At 41.4% G+C, this 25,710-nt stretch carries 18 protein-coding genes; 10 read left to right on the plus strand and 8 right to left on the minus strand.

Features of this window, described 5'->3' with window-relative positions; genetic code table 11:
* Positions 1-290 (plus strand): tetratricopeptide repeat protein (locus V7L31_RS29780; protein WP_334699563.1); only part of this gene is annotated, 290 nt, incomplete at its 5' end.
* 324 nt (positions 291-614) lie between these two features.
* On the opposite strand, the gene miaB is transcribed toward V7L31_RS29780, so the two are convergent.
* From miaB to mnmG, 5 genes are all read right to left on the minus strand, one after another.
* On the minus strand, positions 615-1,985 hold the full coding sequence (gene miaB, locus V7L31_RS29785; RefSeq protein WP_334699564.1) for a tRNA (N6-isopentenyl adenosine(37)-C2)-methylthiotransferase MiaB: 1,371 nt from the start codon (positions 1,983-1,985) through the stop codon (positions 615-617).
* Positions 1,986-2,441: 456 nt separating this feature from the next.
* A complete protein-coding gene (locus V7L31_RS29790; protein ID WP_442944518.1) occupies positions 2,442-3,746 on the minus strand; it encodes a dihydroorotase in 1,305 nt (434 codons plus the stop codon).
* Positions 3,747-3,914: 168 nt separating this feature from the next.
* On the minus strand, positions 3,915-5,267 hold the full coding sequence (locus V7L31_RS29795) for a histidine phosphatase family protein (RefSeq protein WP_334699565.1): 1,353 nt from the start codon (positions 5,265-5,267) through the stop codon (positions 3,915-3,917).
* A gap of 227 nt (positions 5,268-5,494) precedes the next feature.
* Positions 5,495-6,823, minus strand: coding sequence for a hypothetical protein (locus V7L31_RS29800; RefSeq protein ID WP_334699566.1), 1,329 nt, complete (start codon positions 6,821-6,823; stop codon positions 5,495-5,497).
* 328 nt (positions 6,824-7,151) lie between these two features.
* A complete protein-coding gene (gene mnmG / locus V7L31_RS29805) occupies positions 7,152-9,074 on the minus strand; it encodes a tRNA uridine-5-carboxymethylaminomethyl(34) synthesis enzyme MnmG (RefSeq protein ID WP_334699635.1) in 1,923 nt (640 codons plus the stop codon).
* Between the two features lie 378 nt (positions 9,075-9,452).
* Here mnmG and V7L31_RS29810 point away from each other — a divergent pair, with 378 nt between their 5' ends.
* From V7L31_RS29810 to V7L31_RS29825, 4 genes are all read left to right on the plus strand, one after another.
* A complete protein-coding gene (locus tag V7L31_RS29810) occupies positions 9,453-10,325 on the plus strand; it encodes a D-alanyl-D-alanine carboxypeptidase family protein (protein WP_334699567.1) in 873 nt (290 codons plus the stop codon).
* Between the two features lie 571 nt (positions 10,326-10,896).
* The gene (locus V7L31_RS29815; RefSeq protein ID WP_334699568.1) at positions 10,897-11,676 is read left to right on the plus strand and encodes a class I SAM-dependent methyltransferase; all 780 of its coding nucleotides are present in this window, start codon (positions 10,897-10,899) and stop codon (positions 11,674-11,676) included.
* A 248-nt stretch (positions 11,677-11,924) separates the two neighbouring features.
* Positions 11,925-12,863: an SPL family radical SAM protein gene (locus V7L31_RS29820; RefSeq protein WP_334699569.1), complete on the plus strand. Its 939-nt coding sequence runs from the start codon at positions 11,925-11,927 to the stop codon at positions 12,861-12,863.
* Entirely contained in the window at positions 12,856-14,145 is a 1,290-nt protein-coding gene (locus V7L31_RS29825; protein WP_334699570.1) for a photosystem II assembly protein, read from the plus strand. The genes V7L31_RS29820 and V7L31_RS29825 overlap by 8 nt, the downstream gene beginning before the upstream one ends.
* A gap of 152 nt (positions 14,146-14,297) precedes the next feature.
* Here V7L31_RS29825 and V7L31_RS29830 read toward each other — a convergent pair whose 3' ends face one another.
* Positions 14,298-15,965: a mechanosensitive ion channel family protein gene (locus V7L31_RS29830; RefSeq protein WP_334699571.1), complete on the minus strand. Its 1,668-nt coding sequence runs from the start codon at positions 15,963-15,965 to the stop codon at positions 14,298-14,300.
* Between the two features lie 393 nt (positions 15,966-16,358).
* Here V7L31_RS29830 and ahcY point away from each other — a divergent pair, with 393 nt between their 5' ends.
* The gene (ahcY, locus tag V7L31_RS29835) at positions 16,359-17,636 is read left to right on the plus strand and encodes an adenosylhomocysteinase (RefSeq protein WP_334699572.1); all 1,278 of its coding nucleotides are present in this window, start codon (positions 16,359-16,361) and stop codon (positions 17,634-17,636) included.
* Between the two features lie 236 nt (positions 17,637-17,872).
* On the opposite strand, the gene menD is transcribed toward ahcY, so the two are convergent.
* Positions 17,873-19,627, minus strand: a complete 1,755-nt coding sequence (gene menD, locus V7L31_RS29840; protein ID WP_334699573.1) for a 2-succinyl-5-enolpyruvyl-6-hydroxy-3-cyclohexene-1-carboxylic-acid synthase — start codon at positions 19,625-19,627, stop codon at positions 17,873-17,875.
* A gap of 528 nt (positions 19,628-20,155) precedes the next feature.
* Between menD and folB the strand changes: the two genes are divergently transcribed.
* From folB to V7L31_RS29855, 3 genes are all read left to right on the plus strand, one after another.
* Positions 20,156-20,524 carry a dihydroneopterin aldolase gene (folB, locus tag V7L31_RS29845; protein WP_334699574.1) on the plus strand — a complete coding sequence of 123 codons (369 nt, stop codon included), beginning with the start codon at positions 20,156-20,158 and terminating at the stop codon, positions 20,522-20,524.
* Between the two features lie 909 nt (positions 20,525-21,433).
* A complete protein-coding gene (locus V7L31_RS29850) occupies positions 21,434-22,714 on the plus strand; it encodes a GGDEF domain-containing response regulator (RefSeq protein WP_334699575.1) in 1,281 nt (426 codons plus the stop codon).
* Between the two features lie 39 nt (positions 22,715-22,753).
* Positions 22,754-23,314, plus strand: a complete 561-nt coding sequence (locus tag V7L31_RS29855; protein ID WP_334699576.1) for a sugar O-acetyltransferase — start codon at positions 22,754-22,756, stop codon at positions 23,312-23,314.
* Between the two features lie 226 nt (positions 23,315-23,540).
* On the opposite strand, the gene V7L31_RS29860 is transcribed toward V7L31_RS29855, so the two are convergent.
* Positions 23,541-23,921, minus strand: a complete 381-nt coding sequence (locus V7L31_RS29860; RefSeq protein ID WP_334699577.1) for a calcium-binding protein — start codon at positions 23,919-23,921, stop codon at positions 23,541-23,543.
* Between the two features lie 407 nt (positions 23,922-24,328).
* Between V7L31_RS29860 and V7L31_RS29865 the strand changes: the two genes are divergently transcribed.
* Positions 24,329-25,681 (plus strand): cytochrome P450, encoded by a 1,353-nt coding sequence (locus V7L31_RS29865; RefSeq protein ID WP_334699578.1) that lies wholly within the window; start codon positions 24,329-24,331, stop codon positions 25,679-25,681.
* Positions 25,682-25,710: the final 29 nt, after the last annotated feature.

The following is a 25,710-nucleotide window of genomic DNA, read 5'->3' on the forward strand; positions in this document are numbered from 1 at the left end:
ATGTGGCTACTAGCTTGAACAATTTAGCAGCACTCTACAAAAGCCAAGGTAGGTACAGCGATGCCGAACCACTATACAGTGATGCTTTGGCAATGTGCGATCGCACTTTAGGCCTTAATCACCCCACTACGGTGATGGTTCGAGAAAATCTAGCAATCCTGCAACGCCAGTCTACTCCCCGTGCTATCTGGAAACGTCGGTTCGGTCAGTTTGTGCAAACGTTAAAGGCAATACTGATCTTACCGTTTTCTCTGTTGTGGCGATTGGCTAAAAAATTAATTCGTAATTAAAAGAGCAAGTTCAGGCGATAGAAATTGCAATCTAGTAGTTTAGAGCGATCGTCGTACCACTTTCGTGCAAGCAAGCTACGCGCAGCGTCTCGTAGAGAAGACGTTGCCAAAGGTATCGCTATTCTCTCATCAACCAAGGTGCGATCGCTAAACTTTTTCTCAAAGACAATGCCGGGATCATCCCACTTTTTTGTATGTCATTGCGAGCGAAGCAAAGCAATCGCAAAATCTCTACCGAAGAGTGAGTCCATGCGATTGCTTGTCTACGAAACGCACTTGCGTTCGTCGTTCCTCTACGAGACGCACTCGCGTTCGCAATGACAGTTATTTTGTCAGCAAAACGGTTTGCTTCACTTCAACTGGTTCACCCGTCAAACTAAAAGGGCGAACTTCGGTAATTTTTACCTTCACTAATTGCCCTTGGAGTTCTTTGATGTTGCCGCTAAAGAAGGTCAAACGATTACCACCAGTGCGTCCCATCACCTGGGTTTGATCTTTAGGATTTTGGTCTTCTACTAAAACTTCTTCAATCCGTCCAAAGTAACGTTGCGATCGCTCCGCTACTTTCAAATTTCCTAAATGATTGAGCCGTTGGAGGCGATCGCTTTTTATTTCTTCACTAAGTTGATTGTCCCACAAAGCGGCTGGTGTCCCTGGACGCGGCGAATATGCTGCTGTATTCAACATATCAAAGCCAATATCTTCCACCAGTTTGAGGGTATTTTCAAATTGTGCTTCTGTCTCCCCAGGAAAACCAACAATGGCATCGGCACTAATGGAAGCATCTGGCATATACCGCCGAATGGTATCGATAATCCGGCGATATTTCTCATGGGTATAACCCCGTGCCATCGCCTTTAAAAGTTCATTATCCCCAGATTGAAAGGGAATGTGGAAGTGTTTACACACCTTGGGCAACTCAGCACAAGCCTGAATTAATCTCTCGGTAAAATAACGGGGGTGACTAGTCGCAAATCTTAACCTTTCAATCCCCGGCACATCATGGACGTAATAAAGCAAATCTGTAAAGTTGTTCAGATGCCTACCTTCTGCTGTCACTCCAGGTAAATCTCTGCCGTAAGCATCAATATTTTGACCGAGTAGAGTAATTTCTTTGTAACCTTGCCGTCCTAATTCTTCCATTTCAGCCCGGATAGCTGACGGTGTGCGAGATTGTTCGATACCGCGCACATTGGGAACTACGCAATAGGTACAGCGTTCGTTACAACCGTAAATCACATTTACCCAAGCAGTTACTTTACTATCTCGTCGCGGCTGGGTAATATCTTCAATAATGTGAACTGGCTCAGTTGCGACAACTTGGTTGCCTTCAAATACCGACTCCAATAAATCTTTGAGGCGGTTGGCGTGTTGTGGCCCCATTACCAAGTCTAATTCTGGCACTCGCCGTAACAGCGCTTCTCCTTCTTGCTGGGCAACACACCCAGCAACGATGAGAGTTAAATCAGGCTGCTCATGTTTGCGCTTTGCTTGTCTGCCAAGGTAGGAATATACCTTTTGTTCCGCATTATCCCGGATTGTGCAGGTGTTGTAGAGAATCACATCTGCATGATTCGGGTCTTCAGACCATTCAAAGCCCATATCTTCCAAAACGCCAGCCATGCGCTCTGAGTCAGCTTTATTCATCTGACAACCGAAAGTAGTGATGTGATATTGGCGTTTAGAAGTGGTCACGTCGCTTTGCTCCGAATTAAAAATTCAAAATTCAAAATTAATGATCCCCATCAATAAATTTTAGGGGTTTGTATCATGAGTCGTTTTCGGTCATGGGCGACTCTGTTTAATCAGCGTAATGTATTATAAGCTTTATAAGAAGAATTCAGAACTCAGGAGTCAGAATTCAGTATGAATTCTGTCTGTATGAGTGGGTGATAGCGCAGCGTAAAGCCAACTCTTGGAGAGGCTCTGCGAACATCATGGCAACGTTATGAGCGAGTCCACGATAACGAGTATTTTCGAGTCGCGTCTAAATATTGGTTAAAAGCGAGTGGAATGGTGGGCAAAAAATTAAAATATTCTCACCTCAAAACTCTATCCCTTTATGGGTAAACTATTCTGAATTCAGAATTCTGACTCCTGTTTTATTTCCATTCTATAAGTTTGACCCCAATCCCAGGGTATTTTACATTTTTAACGCCAGGTTTGCACAACATGACCCTTTAACTGTTGTCCTAACCAAGGTGTATTTTGTGAAAGTGTATAAAGATTTTTCCGTTCGACTTTCCAGGTTTGCTGGGGATTAAATAAAGTAAGTTCTGCTGGTTGATGAGGTAGAATCGCACTTACTTTCTGCCCTAAACACTCTGCTGGACTGGCACTCAATGCCCGCCATAATTCTAAAGCTGTAAATTCTTCAGTTTCAACGAGATATTGCCACAGCAAAGGTAATGCTAACTCCAAACCAATTGCCCCGGCTGGTGCTTCGGCAAAGGCTTGGACTTTTTCTTCGTAACTGTAGGGTGTGTGGTCAATAGCGATCGCATCAATCACACCTGTACGTACTCCGGCACGCAACGCCACCACATCACGAAGATTACCTAAAGGCGGGTCTAAATGCAAGCTGGTGTGATAACTCTTAACTGCTTTTGTATCTAGTAAAAGGTGCATCCAGGTGGTGCTGGCGGTAATTGGTAAACCAGCCGCCTTAGCTGAGGCGATTAATTCCACGCTGCGAGCAGTAGAAACGCGCATAATATGGACTGGTGTACCAATTGCTGCAACCAATTCAAGCATAGCTGCGATCGCAGTTGTTTCAGCGCTAGCGGGTATTGGGGGTAAACCGAAACGGAGAGCATCTGGGCCTTCTCTCATTACACCATTTGCTGTTAACTGGCGATCGCTAGGCCAAAACGCTACTGGTTTCCCCAACGGCTGGAGATACTCTAACACTCCTCGCACCAACGCCAAATTTTCTAACGGCTTACCATCTGTAAAACCAACAACTCCGGCTGCCGCTAAATCTGCCAATTCCGTCATTTGCTTCCCAGCAACATCCAGGGTGATAGCACCCCAGATATGAAGCAGGGGAGCAGGGGAGCAAGGGAGCAGGGGAGATAAATTTTTCTCTGCGCCTTGGCCCCTCTGCTCCTCTGCTTTTTTCTGCTGCAACTGTGCCACAAGTGCAGGGTTATCAATAGCTGGAGATGTATCGGGTAAAATGCTAACTCTGGTAAAGCCGCCAGCAGCAGCAGCTTGTAAAAAGGACGAAATAGTTTCCCGTTCTTCAAAACCAGGTTCACCTGAGTGGCTGTACAAATCCACCAACCCAGGGCCAAGAACTAATCCCTGACAATCTCTGATTTGAGTATCAGAACTAATATCAGAAATGTGCGAAGCTACTGCTTTGATATAACCATCAGTAATCAGTACATCAAAGAGTTCATCGATTTCAGAAACCGGATCAATCACCCGTACTTTTTGCAGCAGTTCTATCATAATTTTTTTTAGTTAGGAGTTAAAAATAAAGTTAGAAGTTAGAAGTTACAAGTTATGAGTTAAGATTTACCAGTTATTTGTTCCTTGCTCATCATTTTTAACTTTATTCATAACTCATAATTTTTCACTTTTAACTTAACTCCTCACTCATTACTCATTACTCATTACTCACAACGCCCCCGCAGCTGTTTTATCTAGTACGCCTCCACCCAAGTGAGTGGTGATGTTCATCGCTTGCAAGACTGGTAAACCATCGATTCCAGAAGGATAGTCAATAACGCTGACTGCACCATTACCCTGACGAAAATTCCAGAAATTTTCCAGCGATAAGCCCAGAATGTGACAAAGCAAAGTTTTGTTAGTAGCATCATGAGCTACTACTAATACAGTTTTGAATTCATTATTTAATGCGGCTTGTACAATTGATTGCCAAGCAGCAACACTGCGTTCCCACACCTGTTGCAAATTTTCTCCTTCGGGCATTTGCACTTCGGCTGGTACTAGCCGCCAACGTTGCAACTCTCCCGGAAACTCTTGCTCTATCTCTGTTTCTAATTTTCCTTCCCAAAGTCCATGACTGATTTCTCTTAAACCATCTTGCAACTCTAACTTTACATTCGGATGTTGTTTTAAAATAATCTCTGCTGTTTCTTTAGGGCGTAACATTGTGCTACTTACCGCAAAATCAATCGCTACCTCTTGGAGAAATTCGCCTGCTTTTTGCGACTGTTGTCTACCGTTGTCGTTGAGAGGGACATCAATTTGTCCTTGAAACCTAGTTTGGCGATTCCAGTCGGTTTCGCCGTGACGCACCAGCAACAATCGTACTCCTTGATGATCCGGTCGCAATGAGGGTAAAGATTCTCCGGTGTGTTGCGTCTGATTTAAGGATTCTAGCTGAACTGGTTCGCCCAATCTTCCAGCAAAATTTAATACTGTGATGCCACAGTTAGATTGCTGTATTGAGTGATAGCGACTGGGAGAAATTCCTAGTGCTGTGCTAATTAGGGCGCGATTAATTCCGTTATGTCCCACAATCAAAATAGTTTCGCCTTGATGGTGAGACAAAGTTTCTTGCCAAAACTGTTTTGCTTGTTCGTATAAAGCAAGAACGGGAAAATGTTCTCTTGTCCCTTGTGCATCATTAAGCAGCATCCGCAGTTCGTCTGGGCGTTGATGCCAAGTGCGGTAGTCTTCGGCAAAATTATGCTTGACTTCAGAAGTCAGCAGTGCTTCCCATAAAGGCAGGTCGATTTCTAACAGTAAATTAGAAACTTGGATTACAGCAGATTGTTCAGCGTGATTAGCTAACTCACTATGGATAATATCTGCCGTGTGCTTTGCTCGTTGCAAAGGACTGCTATAAATCGCATTGAATAAGATATTGCTGAGGGCTTTGCCTACTTTACTGGCATCTTTACGACCTTTTTCGGTTAATGTTGACGCATCAGTGCGTCCTTGGATACGCCGCTCGGTATTATAACCACTTTGACCGTGGCGCACAATGATGACACGAGTCATCTCAAAGCCCTCCTCTATCTTGACGATTAATTTTACTGCAAAATGATTGCATAATTATCGACTCAAGAAGGCGGATTGAAGAAGAGGCAGGGGGCAGGGGGAAAGAAACTTGTTTTGATTTGGATAATTTAATTGTTGGAAATCCCTAAAGCTATAACCTCGAATTCTTAAAGAAGTCGAGGTTATGAGACACTAAATATTAAGAAGATTTGCTGACTGAAAAACTTTTACAATTTCTGGCCTGCGTAAATCGATCGTACTTCGCCGTTACGCCGGATGACTGCTTCGCCGTTACTGACATCTACTAGTGTCCAACCGCTTGAGCCGATACTTTCACCCATATTGATGCGGCGAGTCACGCCATCAATTTTAAACAAAGCGGCAGATTTATTGCCCAACTCTAGCAATCCCTCTAAGGTATTACTCGGAGCCTCTGCGATCGCAGTTGCAGGATATACTTGTTCCTGGGTAATAGTTGGTTCTGACTCTGGGGCGAGTGCATCACGTAATGGAACTACTGGTAATGCAGGCAAAGGCTTAGGTGTCTGCCGCACGGTAATGGGTGCAGTTTTCCCCGCTACTGGCTTGAGTTCAGCTCGTACAGCCGCAGCTAACATATTGACGGTTACAGGCTTGGCAGCTTGCCGCACTGTATTCAGGGCAGTTTTCACAACATTAGGTTGAGCTCCCTGCAATACACTGGCAACTTGTGGTAGAAGTGTAGAAGTCCCAGGAATAGCTGGAAGGGCGTAGCGCATTGGCGACGGCGCTTGATAAACAGGAACGTAGATGCGCTCAACAACACTCCCAGAACGGTTGGAGGCTGATGATGTATTGTTAGCTAGAAGTGGAAGTGCTGGCAGATTACCTGTTGTTTGCTCGTTACCAAGGGCTATTTGGTTACTATTTGCCTGACTAGAGAATCCCCGACTGAAAGATTTTTGATTGGGTGTTGTTCCTTGCTTATCTATGACTGCTAATGATTGGAGCATATAGTCAACTAACTCTGCCTCAATTTCTGTTTTGACAGGTAACTGTGACTGCGATTGCGACACTAGAAGCGCTGATTCGGGCAATTTGGCATTTAAAAGATATACAACTCCAGACTGCACCAGGTAAATCATACCTGCGATCGCCACGCCTAAAGTTGTTCCCACCATCAGCAGTTTGCCCAAAGCCGGCCTAGTTTTCTGACGCTTTCTACTAACTACTTTCACAGCGCCGTTTTCAAATACAAAGGTACTCAATTGCTTATGCTTATCTTGAGCATCTGACTGATTCAGGCTGTTTGGTACAATATGCGGTATTGTAACTGTTTGCAGAGGCACATATCCTGGAGGTGACTGGCGTTGAGCTTGGGCAGAAACCCCAGCAACAGAGTGGTGCCTAACAGCTTGAGAAGGCAGATTACCACTAACATCCAGAATGTAGTCGATATCGGCAAAGAGTTCATCCATGAGGCCATCAGCATAGTTTTCTATCGACCAAGGCTCGTTGGCGATTAAGTCTTCTGATGGTTCTGGTACTATGAGACGGGTGCTGGCTTCTTGTAACATAGACGTTCTGGGTTGTTGCTAGGACGGGGAAACGCCGTCTCTACTGCCTGGAAATTGGGATTATTCTTAAAGAGAGAATAGGGAACCGACAACAGGAAATAGGTGGTCTCTTACTCCCGAACAGGGAACATGAAATAGAAAAAACCGTTCTTGTTCCCTTCTTTGATAAAACATCCAATCCCAGTTCTCTTAAGACGAGTTGATTAAACGTTGGTATTAAACTCAACTTTCATCTGGGGATTGTTGATGATGGCAGTACTAGGAGTTATGTCATCTATCATACCAATCTCCCTCCTTACTACTATACTCAGTATTTATGAAGTTGGTGTTAAGCTAACGCTCGAAAGTCTTGCTGGTTCTTGGTTTTACGCAATTCTAGATATAATAATAAAGCGTTTATATCTGCTGGGTTTACACCACCTATACGTGATGCTTGACCAAGAGTGAGTGGTTTTACGTGAGTCAGCTTTTCCCGTGCTTCTTTAGAAAGAGTATCAATTGTTGTGTAGTCCAAATCCGCAGGTAACTGGCGGTGCGCTTGCCTAGCAATTTGGTCAATCTGATGTTGTTGCCTAGCGAGATAGCCAGAATACTTGATGTCAATTTCTGCGCCTTCTTTCTCAGCGCGATTGAGGTTGGGGTTTCCCAATCCGAACCTGTCGAGGTCAACATAATGGAATCCCGGACGCCGCAGCAAGTCGTTCAGGGTAATTGAACCTTTAATTGCTTGTTGGGTATTAGATGCGATCGCTATTCCCATTTCATCATGTTCTTTCACTCGTGTAGCTTGTAACCTTTGTTTTTCTGTGGTGATATTACCCTGTTTTTCAATAAACATATCCCAACGGCGATCGTCAATTAAACCAATTTCCCGTCCCAAAGGTGTCAGACGTTGGTCGGCATTGTCAGAACGTAATATTAATCGGTACTCTGACCTACTGGTAAGCATCCGGTAAGGTTCCCGCAGGTCTTTTGTACACAAGTCATCAACTAGCGTCCCAATGTAACTTTGCTCGCGCGCAAACACAATCATTTCTTGAGAGCGAACAAATCGAGCTGCGTTAATTCCCGCCACCAGCCCTTGAGCTGCGGCTTCTTCATAACCTGTAGTACCATTAATCTGTCCAGCACAAAACAGTCCCGCAATCTTCTTAGTCATCAGTGTGGGGTAACACTGAGTTGCTGGTAAATAGTCATATTCCACAGCATAAGCTGGACGTAGCATCACACATTTTTCCAAACCAGGGAGAGTCTGCAACATTTGCAGTTGTAGATTTTCTGGCAACCCTGTAGAAAACCCTTGAATATAAAGTTCGGGTATATCCCTTCCTTCCGGTTCAATAAAGATTTGATGGCTTTCTTTATCAGCAAAGCGGACAATCTTATCTTCAATACTGGGACAATAACGCGGCCCTTTGGCTTCCACCCAACCGCCATAAACAGGCGATAGATGCAAATTTTCCCGAATTAGGCGATGGGTTTCGGCGGTGGTGCGGGTGATATAGCAAGGCATTTGTTCCCGTTCAACCCACACATCGGGGTCAAAACTGAACCAGCGCACATCTTCATCCCCTGGCTGAATGAGCATTTTACTATAATCTACCGATCGCTTATCGACCCGTGCCGGAGTTCCAGTTTTAAGTCTGCCGATTTCAAATCCCAGACGATTTAAGGTTTGTGTCAATCCTTCAGCCGCAAATTCCCCAGCGCGTCCGGCTGCCATTGATTTATTGCCAACCCAAATTTTGCCTCCCAGGAAAGTGCCAGTTGTCAAGATGACTGCTTTACATTGGAACCCCACACCAAAATAAGTTTCAACGCCAATGACTTCACCGTTAGCACCCAGCACCAAATCTGTTGCCATACTTTCGCGGATTGTCAAGTTTTCTTGGTTCTCAACAATATTTTTCATCACTGCTGCATATTCACGCTTATCCGTCTGGGCGCGTAATGCCCACACAGCAGGCCCCCGTGAAGAGTTGAGGATACGTTTTTGCAGATAGGTACGGTCTGCTACTTTACCAATTTCTCCGCCGAGTGCGTCTACCTCATGAGTCAACTGAGATTTGGCTGGACCACCCACCGCGGGGTTACAAGGTTGCCAAGCGATTTTATCCAAGTTGAGCGTCAATAGCAGGGTACGACAACCGAGGCGTGCAGAGGCGAGAGCTGCTTCGCAACCGGAGTGACCTGCACCGACGACTATGACATCAAAAGCGTCTTGAAATTCAACGGAATTGTGCATGGTCATACTTACAGGATCGGCAAGCTGAGGGTTCTTTTCAATTTTAACTGTTCCAGTGATTTCATGGATGTAACTTTCTGCTAAAAAAGTTATCAAAATTACTAGTACTCAAATCAAGGCAGTTTTAATTTTTAAACTTAAGTATTGGGTAAAAAATATAATCGTTTTTTAATTTTTGTGACAACCTTCCGGTTTGTTTATCACAGTTATTGTTCATGTAGTTGGATATCACACAAATTAACTTATTTTTTAATATTTATTTTCCATAAAAACAATATCCAGCATCAGTTACGTTGCTTTTTGTTTAAGAAAAACTAAATAAAAACATTTTCAATAAATCTATTAACTTTACCTTTGAATCAGCCAAAAAACGATTATTTAATAATGAAACTCACCATCAGCAAGAAAATAAATATTAATAGAGCTATCAGAAAAGCATCTTTCATCATGATAATTATCTTGATGATTTTTGTCTTGGTAGCTAGTAATGAGATTACCCGTCACAAAGTTGCTATAACTACCCAACCATTAAACAGATGCTTGAATACTAATTCATTACCTTGTACAGATATCTCTAAAAAAACAACATCAGAACCATTTATTCCTGATGCCAAATTAAATGCTCAACAGCGTTTTTTATCTGCGATCGCTAGAAAATTACCTACAATTCCTCAGCCTGGTACTTATGAATATACTTTACTACGAACTTATGGTGCAGTCTTTGTAAATCAAGATGTTGGGATTAAACTGCCGCAACAAGATATCTTCGATAATGAAAAAGAAACTCAAGATTTTCAAGCTACTTTAACAATGGGTCATGTTGATGCCACTAACGACTGTTACTTACAAAAATCGGCGGCTGATGCTTTAAATAAAGCACGAGTCCAGCAACAGATTCCACTAAAATCTGGTTATGGCTCTGGTGATTGTACCCGCACTTTCAACACGAATTTAAGATTTTGGCACAAATATGCTAACGAGCAAGTTTTAGCAAAAGTTAAACAGGGTAAAGAAACCAAAATTCTTGGTTTAGTTGCACCTCCCGGAACTTCTCAACATCTCTTGGGATTAGCAATTGATTTACGCGTAGGCAGTAAAGAACAAAGAAAAGCTCTGAATCAAAATGGTTGGTTTCAAACAGTAGAAAATGATACTCCACATTGGACTTATGTGGGTTTATCTGAAGAGAATTTATCCTTGTTTGGTTTTAATAAACAAGTTATTCGGGGCATTACTTATTGGATAACGCCACTATGATTTTAGATAGCATAAAACTTCTACTGTTGACCCTAATGCCCGTAATCATCTAACAACATAGTAATCTGTTACTCGGTAATTTACTTTATATAGAAATCCAGTTTGATTTTTGAAAAAATTAAGTATTTGTAGTGTGTTATGGCGGTTCCCATTCAGATGAGGTACAACATTACATCGCAAGGTGTAGGGAACATGCCCATTGGTGTCAACTTAACGTGAAACCGCACGTCCGCCAGGGATTGTAAATCCCTGTCTCATAGCTAAAGTCATCTGAAGATGACTAAAATATCGCCAAAAATCCCTAGTCTACTTCAGTAGACTTGCGCTATTAGTCAGGGAATTATATTCCCTGGCGGGCTGGCGGGTGAACAACACCCAATGAGTACGCTATTTTTCCCTTAAGTTGACACCTATGGGCATGTTCCCTACGGCTGTACCTTTACTAGGTCGGGAAACGCTATAGTGTTTCGCATAGCGCACCCTACTAGTGTGGCAAGCTTAAAATTGACTAGACTACAGCGATGTCTACGATGGGCTACGCCTATGCACTTACATTTTTACATAAAAACCCATGAGCCAAATTAATCCTGAAACAACTCCCTTACATACCTTAAACCCACTCAACCGATTTTCTGATAGAGCAGAGGATTATGTAAAATATCGACCAAGTTACCCCGCAGATGCAATTGATATTATCTTGGAAGGATTAGGTGAAAATTCACAACTTGTAGCAGCAGATATTGGTGCAGGTACAGGAATTGCTTCAAGACTGTTAGCTGAACGCAAAGTTAATGTCATCGCCATAGAACCAAACGCGGCGATGCGAGAAGCTGCCCAAGCGCATCCTTTGATAGAGTTTCGTGATGGAACAGCAGAATTTACCCAACTCCCTGATAATTCAGTTGATTTAGTTACTTGTTTTCAAGCTTTCCACTGGTTCAATCCCGAACCAACTTTATTGGAATTTCGCCGTATTTTAAAGCCATCAGCACGCTTGGCTGTGGTGTGGAATAATCGAGATAAAGAAGATGCCTTAACTACAGAATATAGCCGACTAGTCCGCGAAGCATCTAATAATCACCCAGCAGAATCTCGAATGGAGTCGGTAGAGCCACTGTTCGTAACTCCCCATTTTATTAACATCCAGGAATATACTTTTACTTATAGGCAACAATTAGATTTAACTGGACTAATTGGACGAGCCAATAGTGTTTCTTACCTCCCACATGAAGGCTGGGTATACGAACAGCTTATTAACAATTTTCAAGAATTATATCAGCACTTTCGTGATGAGAATGGTTTTGTTTATATGGTCTATCGCACTAGTGTATACCTTGGTGAAGCTATTTAAAAAAAATGGGAATTATAAGAAGTAGAGTGCATTATTACTCTTAATAAAAAAGAGTCAGAATTCAGAATACTCTACCCATGTACCTTTATAGGGAAGCAAGCTACGCGGTAGCGTCTCTAAGAGTTGTACGGTTTTAAACCAATATTCATTACCCAGTCGTACAGAATTCATACTGTTAGCGGATAGCTAAGGTTTAGCCCATTCTGACTCCTGAGTTCTGAATTCTTCTTATAAATATCAGGATTCAGATGGCACAACCAAAATATGAAGGTTATTGCGAATGCAATCCTACCAAATTAGTCAGAGAAAAGTTTGGAGATGTCAATGTTTATGCCCAGAATGCTAAATCCCTTTTAACAAAAGCTACTGGTTTTATTGGGAATTATGATTTTACTCTCAATCCTTATAGGGGATGTCAATACGGTTGTAGTTATTGCTATGCTGCTGCATTTACTCCTAATGCTCAAATGCGCCAAGATTGGGGTAAATGGGTAATTTTCAAGGAAAATGCTGCTGAGATATTAGCGAAAGAATTAAAAAAATGGTACGAAAAAAATCCTCAAACTCCTCCTAGTATATACATGAGTAGCGTTACCGATCCTTATCAACCACTTGAGTCTAAACATCACCTGACTCGTCGGTTGTTGGAGGTAATGCTAGATATGGGGATTGACGGTTATCCAACTCCAACTCTAGTGATTCAAACTCGTAGCCCAATTATTACTAGAGATATCGATTATTTACAACGATTTAAGCGATTGCGAATTAATATGAGCATTCCGACTGGGAGTGAATTAGTAAGAAAAGATTTTGAACCGCGATCGCCAAGTATTAAAGCCAGACTAAATGCTATAACTAAAATTAAACAAAGTATTGATTATTTCAAAGGTTTTGTTCCTAAAGTTTCTATCACTATTACCCCTCTACTTCCTACTTTAGCAACTGATGAAGCTACTTTTATTGACAAGCTAGCTATCGCCGATAGGGTTGTAATTCAAGCTTTTCATGCTAGCCAGAGTCGTTCTCTCATCGCATCAACTCGCCAAGAAGCTGAAGAAATTAAGCAAAAATACGCTTGGTGGTATGAAGATGAGCAATTAAGCTATATGAAATTTAAGGAAAAGTTAGTTTCTCAGCTTCCAGGTGTAGAAATTATGGAAGGCAAAGAGGGATTTGGTTATGAATAATCTTATCGTAAATTGGTGGCGAAGTCAGCAGTTAAAATTATCTTTAAAGCGGGGGGATATCCGACGTGCAGTGCAACTATTGCAAGATATTCAAAAATCAGGTGCAAGATTTTCATCGTTAGAAAAACTATTTAGGGATAAACTTCGACTTGAACGCTATTCACAAGAATACAAACGACAAACAGAAACTTTAAGTAAACAACTAACAGAAGCATCCCAGCAAAAAGATGATTTTATATTAATCCCAGATAAGGAATTTGTTAAATATATCTATAAGGTTTTTAATTTAATAGAGCATGATGAATCTAAACTGCAATCTACTGGTATTGATGAACGTATATTTGATGATTTGGAATCAAATCTAGTTGAATATCTGAAGGAAGAATTTAGTAAAATTTCTGAAGAACAGTTATTTATTAAGCTAGAAGATGCTCTTGAAGATATTAATAACTTAAAAATTGGGCAAGATCCAGACTACCGTTTTAGTCTAACTCCTCATGTCTACTTCATGAAGTATTTTTTAGAGAATGTATATTGCATATATTTAGCTTGGTTTCTCATTTACCAAGATGCTTTACTGCCAAGTAAGATTAATATCCTTGATATTGCAGCAGGCCCAGGAACAGTTGCTTATGGTTTAGCTTTATTTCTCCAAAGTAGTAGCGGTTTTTTTCATATCCCACAAATGCACATATCCTACTACTCTTTAGAAAAACAAGATGCTTTCCAATTTCGCGGGCTTCAGTTTTGGCGACGATATATAGAATCGCGTTTAATGTCAGTAAATGCTTTTTTCCGCTTTGTTACTACTGATATTTTTACTTGGAAAAGCCAATCAAATAATCTACCCCAAGACTTTTTCGACTTTATCGTAATTTCCCATTGCTTCTTTATAGATAAAGCTAAGAGAGTTGAAGCTAATAATACTTATAAGCAAATATTTGCCACTAGCTTAAAAAAATCAGGTTATATTTTGCTGATTGTGCAAGATAAAAAAATATTCAAGATTTATGATATTCACCAAGTTGAAAACCAAGAACAAGAAAAAAATGTAGTGGATAAATTTCTGGCAGAACTTGCATTAGAGTTAGTCTGGTATAAATATCTAACTTCAACAGGTTCAAGAACACCTTTGCCCATTGCTGAATTTGGTAAATTTGCTCGAGAAAAATTACCAAAACAACTGTATATGAGTCCAATACTCCAAAAGTATTTTGCTCAGAAGCATCAGTTACACTATACATTAGATGATTATGTAATCTTGGCTAAAAAATTATATTGAAGAAGAATTCAGAATTCTGAATTCAGAATCAAGACGCTTGATAGCGACGCGCAAAGCGAATCCTTGAGCGTCGCTATCAGTCGGGGATTCAAACCCGTGACTTTCTTGTTGGCTACCACATCGTAGATTTGGTGGGAGCTTGTACTCTCTTTCTAATTAGCTTTGCCATTTCCTTGAAAATTTAACAACTGATCGTCATTGACCCAAATTGCTTGTTGAGGCACAGAGATGGAAATTCCCGCTTCGTCTAGGGCAACTTTTAGGCGGCGGCGAAGTTCTCGTGCTACATCCCATTGTTTAAGGGGCTGTGTTTTAATCCAGATACGGATAATCAAACCGCGATCGCCAAATTGATCTATTCCCAAAACTTGCGGCGGTTCCAAAATTTGACTCTGCCATTGCATTTCTTGATTCATTTTATCAGCAATCGTTGCAATCAATTTCAAAGCCTCTTCTGTATCGGCTTGGTAGGCGATGGGAACTGTTAAATCGGCTCGTGACCAACGACTAGAAAGATTGGCAACAACTTTGATTTCACCATTGGGAATCGTGATTAAGCGCCCTTCAGAATCCCGCACTTGGGTCATCCGCAGATTCAGAGTTTCTACTAGGCCTCCCACATCTCCCACAGTAATTACATCGCCTAAAGCGTACTGGTCTTCTAAAATAATCAGGAAACCATTAATCGCATCTTTAATTAAGTTTTGCGAGGCCAAAGACAATGCAACACCAACTAAACTTGCACCCGCTAGCAAGGGAACGATATCTATCCCCAAGGATACCAGCGCTAGCAAGAAGGCTACTCCTAGCCAGATAGCAGTAGTGATACCTTTAGTCACACCAGAAAACGTGGAAACTCGCAGTTGCAGCCGTGCAGAACTTTCTGGAGTTAAAAAAGCACCACTGCTGATCAAAGTGGAGGCAAAGCGGTCAATTAGGGCGTAGGTCAAACGGATCGCTACATAGGTTCCCAAAAATACGACACCTAATCGCAAAGGAAATTGGGCGGCTGTGAGAATTCCTACCTGAAAACCTCGTGTATAGGGAAATAAACCTAAAATAAAGAAGCTTCCACCTCCCCAAATTCCGGCTTGACTTAGCTGAAATAATCGTCTCTTGGCTTCTTGGAGATGTTGCTGTTGTCGTTGATTTAGTTGTGTTGTAATTACTTGATCTGCTGGTTTTGGGTAGTTGAAGAGTTCCCTTTGGGGTTGGGAGGTAATGAAGTGTTCTGAATCCTTTTGAGAACGCCGCTGCCAGCTATATACCCCCCAACTCATGACAATCATTGCCAGTCCGATGCCCGCAGCAATTTTACCTTGGTCGATTAAAGATTGAGTTTGCCTTTCTTGCTTTGCTTGTTGCAAGTCTTCTTGTAACGATTCGGCGACTTGATTTGCCGATGTTGATATATCTACCTGTCGGAGTCCAGCATCTTCAGAAGTAACGGTCATCAGATATTGACCGTTGACATAAATTACTGGTAATTCGTTGACTTTCCGAACTTCTACCTTGACTGGCGTTGTTGCTGGTGATTGAAAGTAATTTTGGCCAATTTTCTTCAACTTCTTTTGAATATCTTCTGAACGCTCAGGAAAGTTGGTTCTTGATGCCGCTATTTGAAATAACCGACGACCATCTAAATAAATCCAGCCCGAAACAACTCTGTTATCTGAATCATTACTCACACTGCTGGGAGCTTGCAGTTGCGGTAAAAAAGGAATCTGGGCTGCGGCTTTTGGCACAGATACAACGCCTATAGCTATTGAACTGGCGATGCCTACGGCGGGCAAAGCCAACGCCAAAAATTGAAAGCGCACTCAAACACCTCCTTGAGTAAAATCTACTAGTGACTATTTCTATAACTATCCTCTGCAATATCTTTGGGTAGATGTACCTATCTAAAGTTGAAGTTTTCTTTTTTGACAATGAAATTTTGATATTGTTTTGTTTTTACTCTACCTTTAGAGAGATGACAAAGTGCTGAAAATCAGCAGCTAAGACAGAGAAGAGTTTTAACTCTTACCAAAGATAAAACAAAAAGGAAGAACCTAGAGAGGAAGTTGACATTGCGCTGATCAAACGTCAAGCTAGTTTTGAAGACTATTAACTAGTAATTTGCTAATTGCCAGCAAAAATCAGCAGTAGTACAATAACCTAGTAGAGTGCGTAAATTTTTACGTAGCTTTTTTAATTTTTTGAGGTAACTTTTGATGACCGCAACTTCTCCCCGATTAAAGCACGAGGTTAAAGACCTCGGCCTAGCTGCCTTGGGTAGACAGCGCATTGAATGGGCTGGACGCGAAATGCCAGTTTTGAAGCAAATCCGCGATCGCTTTGCTATTGAGAAACCCTTCGCTGGTTTACGCCTTGTAGCTTGCGCCCACATTACAACCGAAACAGCACATTTGGCGATCGCTCTGAAAGCCGGTGGTGCAGACGCGCTTTTAATTGCTAGCAACCCCTTATCAACCCAAGATGACGTAGCCGCTAGCCTCGTCTTGGATCACGAAATTCCCGTCTTTGCTCAAAAAGGCGAAGATAACGCAACTTATAACCGCCACGTCCAAATAGCTTTAGATCACCGCCCCAATATTATTGTGGATGACGGTAGCGATGTGGTTGCAACTTTGGTACAAGAACGCCAACACCAAATTGCTGATTTGATTGGTAGCACCGAAGAAACTACCACTGGTATTGTGCGGTTACGCGCCATGTTTAGAGAAGGCGTTCTCACCTTCCCCGCAGTCAACGTCAACGATGCTGATACCAAGCACTTCTTTGATAATCGCTATGGTACTGGGCAATCAACCCTAGATGGCATTATCCGCGCCACAAATATTTTGTTGGCTGGTAAAAACATTGTCGTCGTCGGTTATGGCTGGTGTGGTAAAGGTACAGCCCTCCGCGCCCGTGGGATGGGTGCTAACGTCATCGTCACCGAAATCGACCCCATCAAGGCAATTGAAGCCGTAATGGATGGCTTCCGCGTTCTGCCAATGGCTAAAGCTGCACCTGAAGGTGATATTTTTATCACTGTGACTGGTAACAAGCACGTCGTTCGTGGTGAACACTTCGATGTCATGAAAGATGGTGCGATCGTTTGTAACTCCGGTCACTTTGACTTGGAACTTGATTTGAAATACTTGGCTGCACAAGCTAAGGAAATCAAAGAAGTTCGTCCTTTCACTGAAGAGTATAAGTTGAAAAATGGTAAATCAGTTGTCGTTCTCGGACAAGGACGCTTGATTAACCTAGCTGCGGCTGAAGGACACCCCAGTGCGGTGATGGATATGAGTTTTGCAAACCAAGCGTTGGCTTGTGAATTCTTGGTGAAGAATAAGGGTAAGTTGCAACCTGGTTTGCACTCAATTCCTGTTGAAGTCGACCAAGAAATTGCTCGGTTGAAGTTGCAGGCTATTGGTATCACGATTGATAGCCTCACAGCAGATCAAATTGAGTACATTAACTCTTGGACAAGTGGAACTTGATACATTGATTAGTTGATTTTTTGAGGGATAGGCTTTTGGGCTTATCCCTTTTTTTGTATTTTACGATGCTGAAAGCAGAACCCACAGGGTAGATGCAGAGCGGCAAAGTGAAATAGTTTAGGGACTGACAAATAATAAAAATATTCAATTAACTCTTGTGCAGTCCATAGGGCGGGCAAGATGCCCACCCCACAATATTGGATAATTTATTTCTTGGAGTTCCCTGAATAAAATAATTAAATTGTAATATCTACGGCAAAATTCCGTAAATTATTCTGTCGCCACTTGGCATCAGCTTTGCGATTTGTCCGCAACTCCAAAACTCGAATTCCTGTAGTTGGAAGCTGGTTTAATCTTTGCTGTAACTGTTGCCAAGAAGTAATCAATTCATGCTGCACATTATAAGTTGCACACAGCTGAGCAAAATCAATATCCTGGGGAGTGCCAAAAAACTCTTCAAATGGTGGGTCAAACTTGGCAACGGGTAACATTTCAAAAATGCCACCGCCATTATTGTTGATTAATACAATCGTCAGATTTCCGACAAACTTATTGCGGATTAAAAAACCATTGGTGTCATGCAACAGTGCCAAATCTCCCGTTAACATTACACTACTTTGCTGGCGATGGGCAATTCCTAAAGCTGTAGATAATGTGCCATCTATGCCATTTGCACCCCGGTTAAAGTGCGATCGCACTCCTAAATTATTCGGTTTCCAGAAATATTCTACATCCCGCACAGGCATACTATTGGCAATAAACAGAGGCGTTCCTGGCGGTAAAATCTGAGATATTAACCAAGCTGCTTTACTCTCAATCATTTCATCTATTTTCCCCATCGTTTGGTCAACAACTAACCTGACTTTAGTTTCTGCATCACACCATTGCTTTTCATAGTTTGAAGAGAAAGATAAATTTATCTCCTCTGCTTTTATATCTTCTACAGATATGCGTAAATGCGTCGTTCTCCCATGCAAAGGGTCGAGGTTTTGATCGCTGGGATCAATTACCCAGCGTCGCGGTTGGGTTGCATCGATCCAGGTACGCAGTTCTTTACTAGTAGGCATTTCACCTACTTGAATCACCATATCGGGTGCTAACTGCTTGGCTAATTGCTGATTTCGCAAAATCAAGTCATAAGTGGAAATCAAATAAGGGTTGAGTTCGGCATAATTTCTGACTGGGGAGAGTCCCTCAGCTAGCACAGGCCATTTGAGAGTTTGGGAAAGGCGCGCGATCGCTCTACAATATTCCTCTGGTTGCGACGGTTGGGCGACACCTGCGATGATGATACCGCGATCGCATTCTTTCCATTGTTGGGGAATGGGGAATGGGGAATGGGGAATGGGGGATGGGTTTGCTATTCCTGCAAAAAAGTCTTCTGGGTGAAACTGCGATTGAAAATAACTCAAGTCAGTTCCATCAGGAACAGGCGCTAAGGGATCGCGAAAGGGAATATTCAAATGTACCGGCCCCTTTATAGGAGTTTGCGCCCTTTCCCAGCTATGAATTACCGTTTGTCGCAGGTAAGCTAGCATTCCCAAATCGGCTGAGGGTAAAGCTAACTCTGTTTGCCAATTTGGGTAGTTGCCATATAATCTCAATTGATCTACAGTTTGCCCAGAGTGACAATCTCGCAATTCTGGCGGTCTATCGGTGGTTAATAGCAAGAGTGGTACGCGACTTTCTTTCGCTTCAATGACTGCTGAATAAAAGTTTGCCCCTGCTGTACCAGAAGTGCAAACAACTACCACAGGGCGACCGGTTGCTTTCGCTTGTCCCAAAGCGAAAAAGGCGGCGGAACGTTCATCGAGAATGGAAATCGCTTCAATCTCAGGTGCTTGTTGAGCAAAGGCGATCGCTAGAGGTGTAGAGCGCGATCCGGGGCAAATGATGGCACAAGTCAATCCCAACCGCTTTAGTGTCTCTGTTAAAATATAAGCCCAAAGTTGATTAACATTCCTATAAGCGATCGGCATTAAATCAAACATAGCGATAAAACAGGAGTCAGAATACAGAATTCAGAATTCAGAATACTCTACCCATAAAAGGATAGAGTTTTCAGGCGAGAATATTTTAATTTTTTTCGCCCACCAGGGGCGAAAGCGCGTAGCGGGACGTACCCCTACGGGGATCTTGTTACGCGGTAGCGTCTCTAAGAGTTGTACGGTTTTAACCAATATTCAGACGCGACTCGAAAATACTCACTACCGCTTCGCTATCGCGGACTCGCTTGCCGCCGGCGCTATCACCCACTCCTACAGAATTCATACTGTTAGCGGATAGCTAAGGTTTAGCCCATTCTGACCGGAGGCGGAGCGTCTCCGGCTCCGCTCCTGAGTTTTGAATTCTTCTTATAAAACAATCTTAAATTTTAGATTTTGTCTAGGTAAATTCAATTTAAAATCCATCAATACGGTGATGGAACCCAACACCGCCAAGCGAGTTTCTGGGAAAGAAAATCTCCAAGCAAACTTGCTCAACTTTCTACAAAATGCCCAATTTGCTCTCAAATTTTTATGGACTGCATTCATTTAACGGGAATTCGCGGCTATGGCTACACTGGGTATCTACCAGAAGAACAGGTACTAGGACAATGGTTTGAGGTGGATGTGAGGTTATGGTTGGATATCTCCACAGCGGCTAAGACTGACGCGATCGAAGACACTTTAGATTATCGCAGCGTCATTAGCTTGATACAACATCTGCTCAAAACCTCTAAATTTGCTTTGGTGGAGAAATTGGTAACAACGATCGCAGATTCTATCCTCCAAGAGTGCGATCGTGTAACAAAAGTCCAAGTCACTCTCAGCAAACCTGCTGCACCTATTCCAGACTTTGGTGGCAAAATTAGCATTGAATTGACTAAAAGTAAGTCCAATCCATAAAGCACAAAATGTGTTTTTTTCAATATCTGCTAGTAAAAGAAAGGGGTTTATATGGAGCGTAGAAGTATCTCACAAAGATAATTTTTCCTGCCATTGCCCCCGGCATTGACTCACGATCAAAAAACTATAAAGTTCCGCGACCTGCTGATGAGTATTTAACTTACACATTTTTAGATCGTAAGATTTTTGATTGAACAAGAATTCAGAAGTCAGAATTTAGGAGCATGGCAAGGCTTCAAAATCACTCTCGTCGGGGATTCAGAAGTGAATATAGCTCCTGACTCCTGAATTCTTTCTTGTTAAGAATTAAGCAGCAGCGATGAATAGTTCTAAGTAATACTATTTCAATCAACATTCAATATTTAAGACAGTTTTAGACGGTAATTTAAACCCAGACCGAGAAAAAACTATTTCTAGATAAAGTGATATTTAACTCTAAAATTTCAGATAGTGATTAATGTTTAATATCAATTGAGTGAATGTACATTATTATATGATATACAACACACTCTATAATTTTTTTAACCTATATGAAAGTAGTATGTCGTGATTTCATGAACTTTTATTCTTGATTAATTTTTACATAAATACTATACTTAGCATTTATGCTTATCCGAAGAAAAACTATTGTATACACTTTAAAATCAGTTATTGAATGCTTGTAATTACATGGTAATTTGAATAAATGTTAATAACATGATATTAGCTGCATAAATTAATCAAAATTAGCTTTGACAAGCACAGAAATTACCAGAGGTTAATAACATGACGCTATTTACTCGTTAATTTAGTATTGGTATTAAGCAAGAAGACAGGATACTTAGATATTCTTTATGATAAAATAATTACTTTTCGATCGAGTTGACACTGACAGCAGAAATCTGAACCTTAGCAAACAGGTTACTTAACATGCTCGCCCGCAAAATCCTAGTTGTTGAGGATGAAAAAATTCTCGCCTCAAATATTAGAAAAAGTTTACAAAAACTAGGTTATTCCGTTTCAGAAATAACTAAGTCTGGTAAAGAGGCAATAAAAAAAGTAGCAGAAACTCATCCACATTTAGTATTAATTGATATCTGCCTAGCTGGGGAAATTGACGGTGTACACGTAGCAGATATTATCCAGAATCACTTTCATGTACCTGTAGTATATCTAACAGAGTGTTTGGAATATAAAACATTACATAAAAATCCGCTAAGTGAGCCTTTTAGCTATATAGTCAAACCAGTTATTGAAAGAGATTTACATTTTGCGATTGAAATGGCTTTGTACAAACATCAAAGCAAAAAGATATTATACGAAGAGAAACAAAGACTGGTGACAATTATTAACAGTATGGGCTGTGCAGTGATTGTGACTTATGCAAATGGTTCTATTCAAATGATGAATCCCATCGCAGAACGAATCACTGGTTGGAAGCAAAGTGAAGCGTTTGGTAAAGATTTAGTAGAAATTGTTAACTTAGTTGACAAAGATATAGGAGAAAGAATTGAAAATTTAACCAGAGATGTAATGGAAGCAGGTGAAATTTTCAATTTACCAGAAAACTGTACATTGATTACAAAAGATGGTAGAGAAATAGCGATTGGGGATAATGTTTCACCCATCCGCGATCGAGATGGTAATATTACTGGCGCGGTTTTAATTTTTCAAGATATCACCAAACGCAAGCAGACGGAGGCGCAACTGATCCGTAATGCGTTTTATGATGGGCTAACAGCATTACCGAATCGTGTTTTATTCTTAGATAGGCTCAGACAAACTATTGAACGTAGTAAACGCAGAAGCGATTATTATTTTGCAGTTTTATTTTTGGATTTAGATGGCTTCAAAGAGATTAACGATCGCTTTGGGCATGGAATGGGGGATGATTTTTTAATAGCGATCGCTAGACGTTTAGAGTTGTGTTTACGTGGTGGCGATACTGTAGCACGATTTGGTGGTGATGAGTTTACTGTCCTTTTGGAGGATATTAAAGATATTACCGATGCTACCAATGTTGCCAAACGTATTCAAGACTCCTTACGATTGCCAGTTAACCTCAATGGATATCAATTATCTGCTACAGCTAGCATTGGTATTACTTGGAATTTTAGTAATCATGACGAGCCTGCAACTTTGCTACGGGATGCTGATATTGCTATGTACCGAGCTAAACGGCAGGGAAAAGCTACTTATGCCATATTTTAGTTAATAGTTCTTTCTGCTACCAATTCAAATAAATTAGTTATGGAAAAAACTGAAAAACAGAAAATGCTCGCAGGCGAATTATATTTGGCAGAAGATCCAGAATTGGCTGCCGAAAGTAAACGAGCTAGTCGTCTATTGCGAAGTTATAATTCCACGACTGAAGAACAGCAAGAGCAACGACAGCAAATTTTGCAAGAATTATTTGGCAGAATCGGTGAAAAAATAGCAATTGTGCCACCTTTTCACTGTGACTATGGCAGTAATATTTTCGCTGGTGACAAATTATATATGAACTATGGCTGTGTAATTTTAGACTGCAATAGAGTTTACATTGGTGAAAATGTCTTATTCGCTCCTTATGTGCAAATTTATACTGCTTATCATCCTACAGAGCCAGAAATTCGTCTTTCTGGTAGAGAATTAGCTGCTCCAATCAACATTGGTAATAATGTCTGGATTGGTGGCAGTGCAATTATTTGTCCAGGTGTAACTATTGGTGATAATACAACCATTGGTGCCGGCAGTGTAGTTGTCAAAGATATACCTGAGAATGTTGTCGCCGCCGGTAATCCCTGCCGCGTCATTCGGTATTTGTCCTAGAATTTTGTAAAACAGAATTCAGGAGTCAGGAGCCAGAATGAGCTAAACCTTAGCTATCCGCTAACAGAATTTAATTTTGTATAACTCACCGATAGCACAACATTAGCAAGTATTCTAGCGTCGCGTCTGAATAAATAGGTTTAAGTCTCCCACTAATTGATTCTGTATTCTGACTCCTGTTAGCGAATAGCTAAGGTTTAGCCCATTCTGAATGCTGTATTCTTCTTTAAAACTTATATTCTCTAGCAATCCAATAGAGCCAGTCTGCGATCGCTTCTTGAGTTTCACTGTCAGCGTCAATGGCTGCTATTTCAGATAATTTTGCAGAATATACATCATCATCTTTACCATTAATATAAGCCACTTCTACAAACATATCTTTTAAGCACTCATCATCTGGGGCCATTCCCACGACTTCGACTTGTTTCTCCTCGGCGGAAGCTGATTTACGTCCCTTCTTAGTCCATTTTGCCAGAAAGGGAAAATTTAGAGTCTCTTCGAGGTAATAGTACCAACCCATAGCCCTGTCTTCTTTGTCTTCAGCATCTACAATAATCTCTGTTTTAATGCGATGCTCTCGGTTTTCGTTGGCTTCAACACTAGGCATAAAATGACGCGTTGCGTATAATACATTTTGATAATATTAGCAAAGTCTTGACTAAGAATAATTTTTCTCAAACGTAGTTAAATTTATCTAAGTGTTGTGTCCCCTTGATTACTTAAACTCTAAGAACACCAAAGAGGCTAAAATGCTGCAAAAAATTGTAGCAAAAAATTGTAGGTTGGGGAGCCACTGCGTTCATTAGTGTCAACTTAAGACCTGGCGAATAGAATTCGCGGCTATACAAGCGTTCGCGTAGCGTCTCGCAGAGAAGTCCGCTTCCACGGACTAAAGTAAAATTAAGGGTTTGAAACCCAGGATCGGTAGCTTTTGTTTGTATAGACGCGGTTTCTAACCGTCCGTTTTCCGTTAAGTAGATACTGTTACTAATTACTGCTGGAGGTACTTAAATAATGCAGGAGTTAAAATCCGCTGAGGAAATGCCTGGTAGCTTTGGCTTACCCATCTTAGGCGAGACTTTAGAAATATTTCGGGATTTAGAACTGTATATATGGCGACGATTCCAGCAGCATGGTTCAGTTTTTAAGACGAGTGTCATGGGATACAAACGTGCTTATTTAATCGGCCCTAATGCTAATCGGCTGGTGCTGGTAGAACAAGCGGAAAATATGTCGTCGCGGATCGGGTGGTATTTCTTAGAATCAACATTTGGCAACAATATTTTATTACAAGATGGGGAAGAACATCGGTTAACTCGTCGTTTGATGTATCCAGCATTTCACGGAAAAGCGATCGCTACATACTTCGATACCATTCAAAATATTGTGCAAGACTTCCTCAAAGATTGGGGAGAGCGAGAAACGATTCCCTTAAATTCTAGTTTCCGCCAACTTACTCTGATAGTTGCGACTCGCCTGTTCTTGGGAAGTCAGAACAAGAGCGAAGTTGAGCAAACCAGTCAGTGGTTTACACAACTGATAGATAGCAGTCTGGCAATATTCAAATGGAATGTCCCTTTCACTTTATATGGTCGCGGTCAAAATGCTAGGGGTAAGTTAGTAGCTTTCTTGCGTCAAGTAATCGCCCAACGTATGGAGCAGGGTAACTTAGAAGAATCAAAAGATGTGTTGGGATTACTTTTAGCGGCTGTTGATGAAGACGGTAATAAATTGAGCGAAGCACAGGTAATCAACGAAGCATTACTACTGCTGTTTGCTGGACACGAAACTACAGCCTCCTTGCTGACTTGGGTAATCTTTGAATTAGGTAATCACCCAGAGTGGCGAGAGCGACTGCGCCAAGAACAATTAGCAGTTGTGGGAGATAATTCCCTTAACCTGTCCCATCTCAAACAACTTCCACAGTTAACCAACGTATTAAAAGAAGTAGAACGGCTCTATCCGCCAGTGTATGCCTATAACCGTGGAGTTCTCAAGGATATTGAGTATGGAGGCTATCGCATCCCTGCTGGTTGGTTTGTGACTATCTCACCCATGCTGACTCACCGCTTACCAGAACTGTACACCGATCCCGATCGCTTCGACCCCGATCGCTTCGCACCACCTCGCGAAGAAGATAAAAAACATCCTTTGGCACTAATGGGTTTTGGTTATGGTTCGCACAGTTGTTTAGGTATGGAATTTGCCCAAATGGAAATGAAAATTGTGCTTTCCACACTACTTCGTCATTATGACTGGACAGTAAAACCAGATTATTCTGCGATCGCTCCAGTTCGTCAGCCTTCTAAAGTTAAAGATACTCTACAAGCATATATTGAGCCTTTGAATAGCAAACTAAATTCCTGACATGATTATAAAGACAAAAACCAAATCTA

It is taken from the genome of Nostoc sp. (genome assembly GCF_036916655.1).
Taxonomy (GTDB): Bacteria; Cyanobacteriota; Cyanobacteriia; order Cyanobacteriales; family Nostocaceae; genus Nostoc.

Excerpts from the sequence above, each read along its gene's own strand:
- V7L31_RS29790 (WP_442944518.1), bottom strand. The coding sequence starts at position 3,746 with ATGATAGAACTGCTGCAAAAAGTACGGGTGATTGATCCGGTTTCTGAA.
- V7L31_RS29795 (WP_334699565.1), bottom strand. The coding sequence starts at position 5,267 with ATGACTCGTGTCATCATTGTGCGCCACGGTCAAAGTGGTTATAATACC.
- V7L31_RS29800 (WP_334699566.1), bottom strand. The coding sequence starts at position 6,823 with ATGTTACAAGAAGCCAGCACCCGTCTCATAGTACCAGAACCATCAGAA.
- mnmG (WP_334699635.1), bottom strand. The coding sequence starts at position 9,074 with ATGACCATGCACAATTCCGTTGAATTTCAAGACGCTTTTGATGTCATA.
- V7L31_RS29810 (WP_334699567.1), top strand. The coding sequence starts at position 9,453 with ATGAAACTCACCATCAGCAAGAAAATAAATATTAATAGAGCTATCAGA.
- V7L31_RS29815 (WP_334699568.1), top strand. The coding sequence starts at position 10,897 with ATGAGCCAAATTAATCCTGAAACAACTCCCTTACATACCTTAAACCCA.
- V7L31_RS29820 (WP_334699569.1), top strand. The coding sequence starts at position 11,925 with ATGGCACAACCAAAATATGAAGGTTATTGCGAATGCAATCCTACCAAA.
- V7L31_RS29825 (WP_334699570.1), top strand. The coding sequence starts at position 12,856 with ATGAATAATCTTATCGTAAATTGGTGGCGAAGTCAGCAGTTAAAATTA.
- ahcY (WP_334699572.1), top strand. The coding sequence starts at position 16,359 with ATGACCGCAACTTCTCCCCGATTAAAGCACGAGGTTAAAGACCTCGGC.
- menD (WP_334699573.1), bottom strand. The coding sequence starts at position 19,627 with ATGTTTGATTTAATGCCGATCGCTTATAGGAATGTTAATCAACTTTGG.
- folB (WP_334699574.1), top strand. The coding sequence starts at position 20,156 with ATGGACTGCATTCATTTAACGGGAATTCGCGGCTATGGCTACACTGGG.
- V7L31_RS29850 (WP_334699575.1), top strand. The coding sequence starts at position 21,434 with ATGCTCGCCCGCAAAATCCTAGTTGTTGAGGATGAAAAAATTCTCGCC.
- V7L31_RS29855 (WP_334699576.1), top strand. The coding sequence starts at position 22,754 with ATGGAAAAAACTGAAAAACAGAAAATGCTCGCAGGCGAATTATATTTG.
- V7L31_RS29860 (WP_334699577.1), bottom strand. The coding sequence starts at position 23,921 with ATGCCTAGTGTTGAAGCCAACGAAAACCGAGAGCATCGCATTAAAACA.
- V7L31_RS29865 (WP_334699578.1), top strand. The coding sequence starts at position 24,329 with ATGCAGGAGTTAAAATCCGCTGAGGAAATGCCTGGTAGCTTTGGCTTA.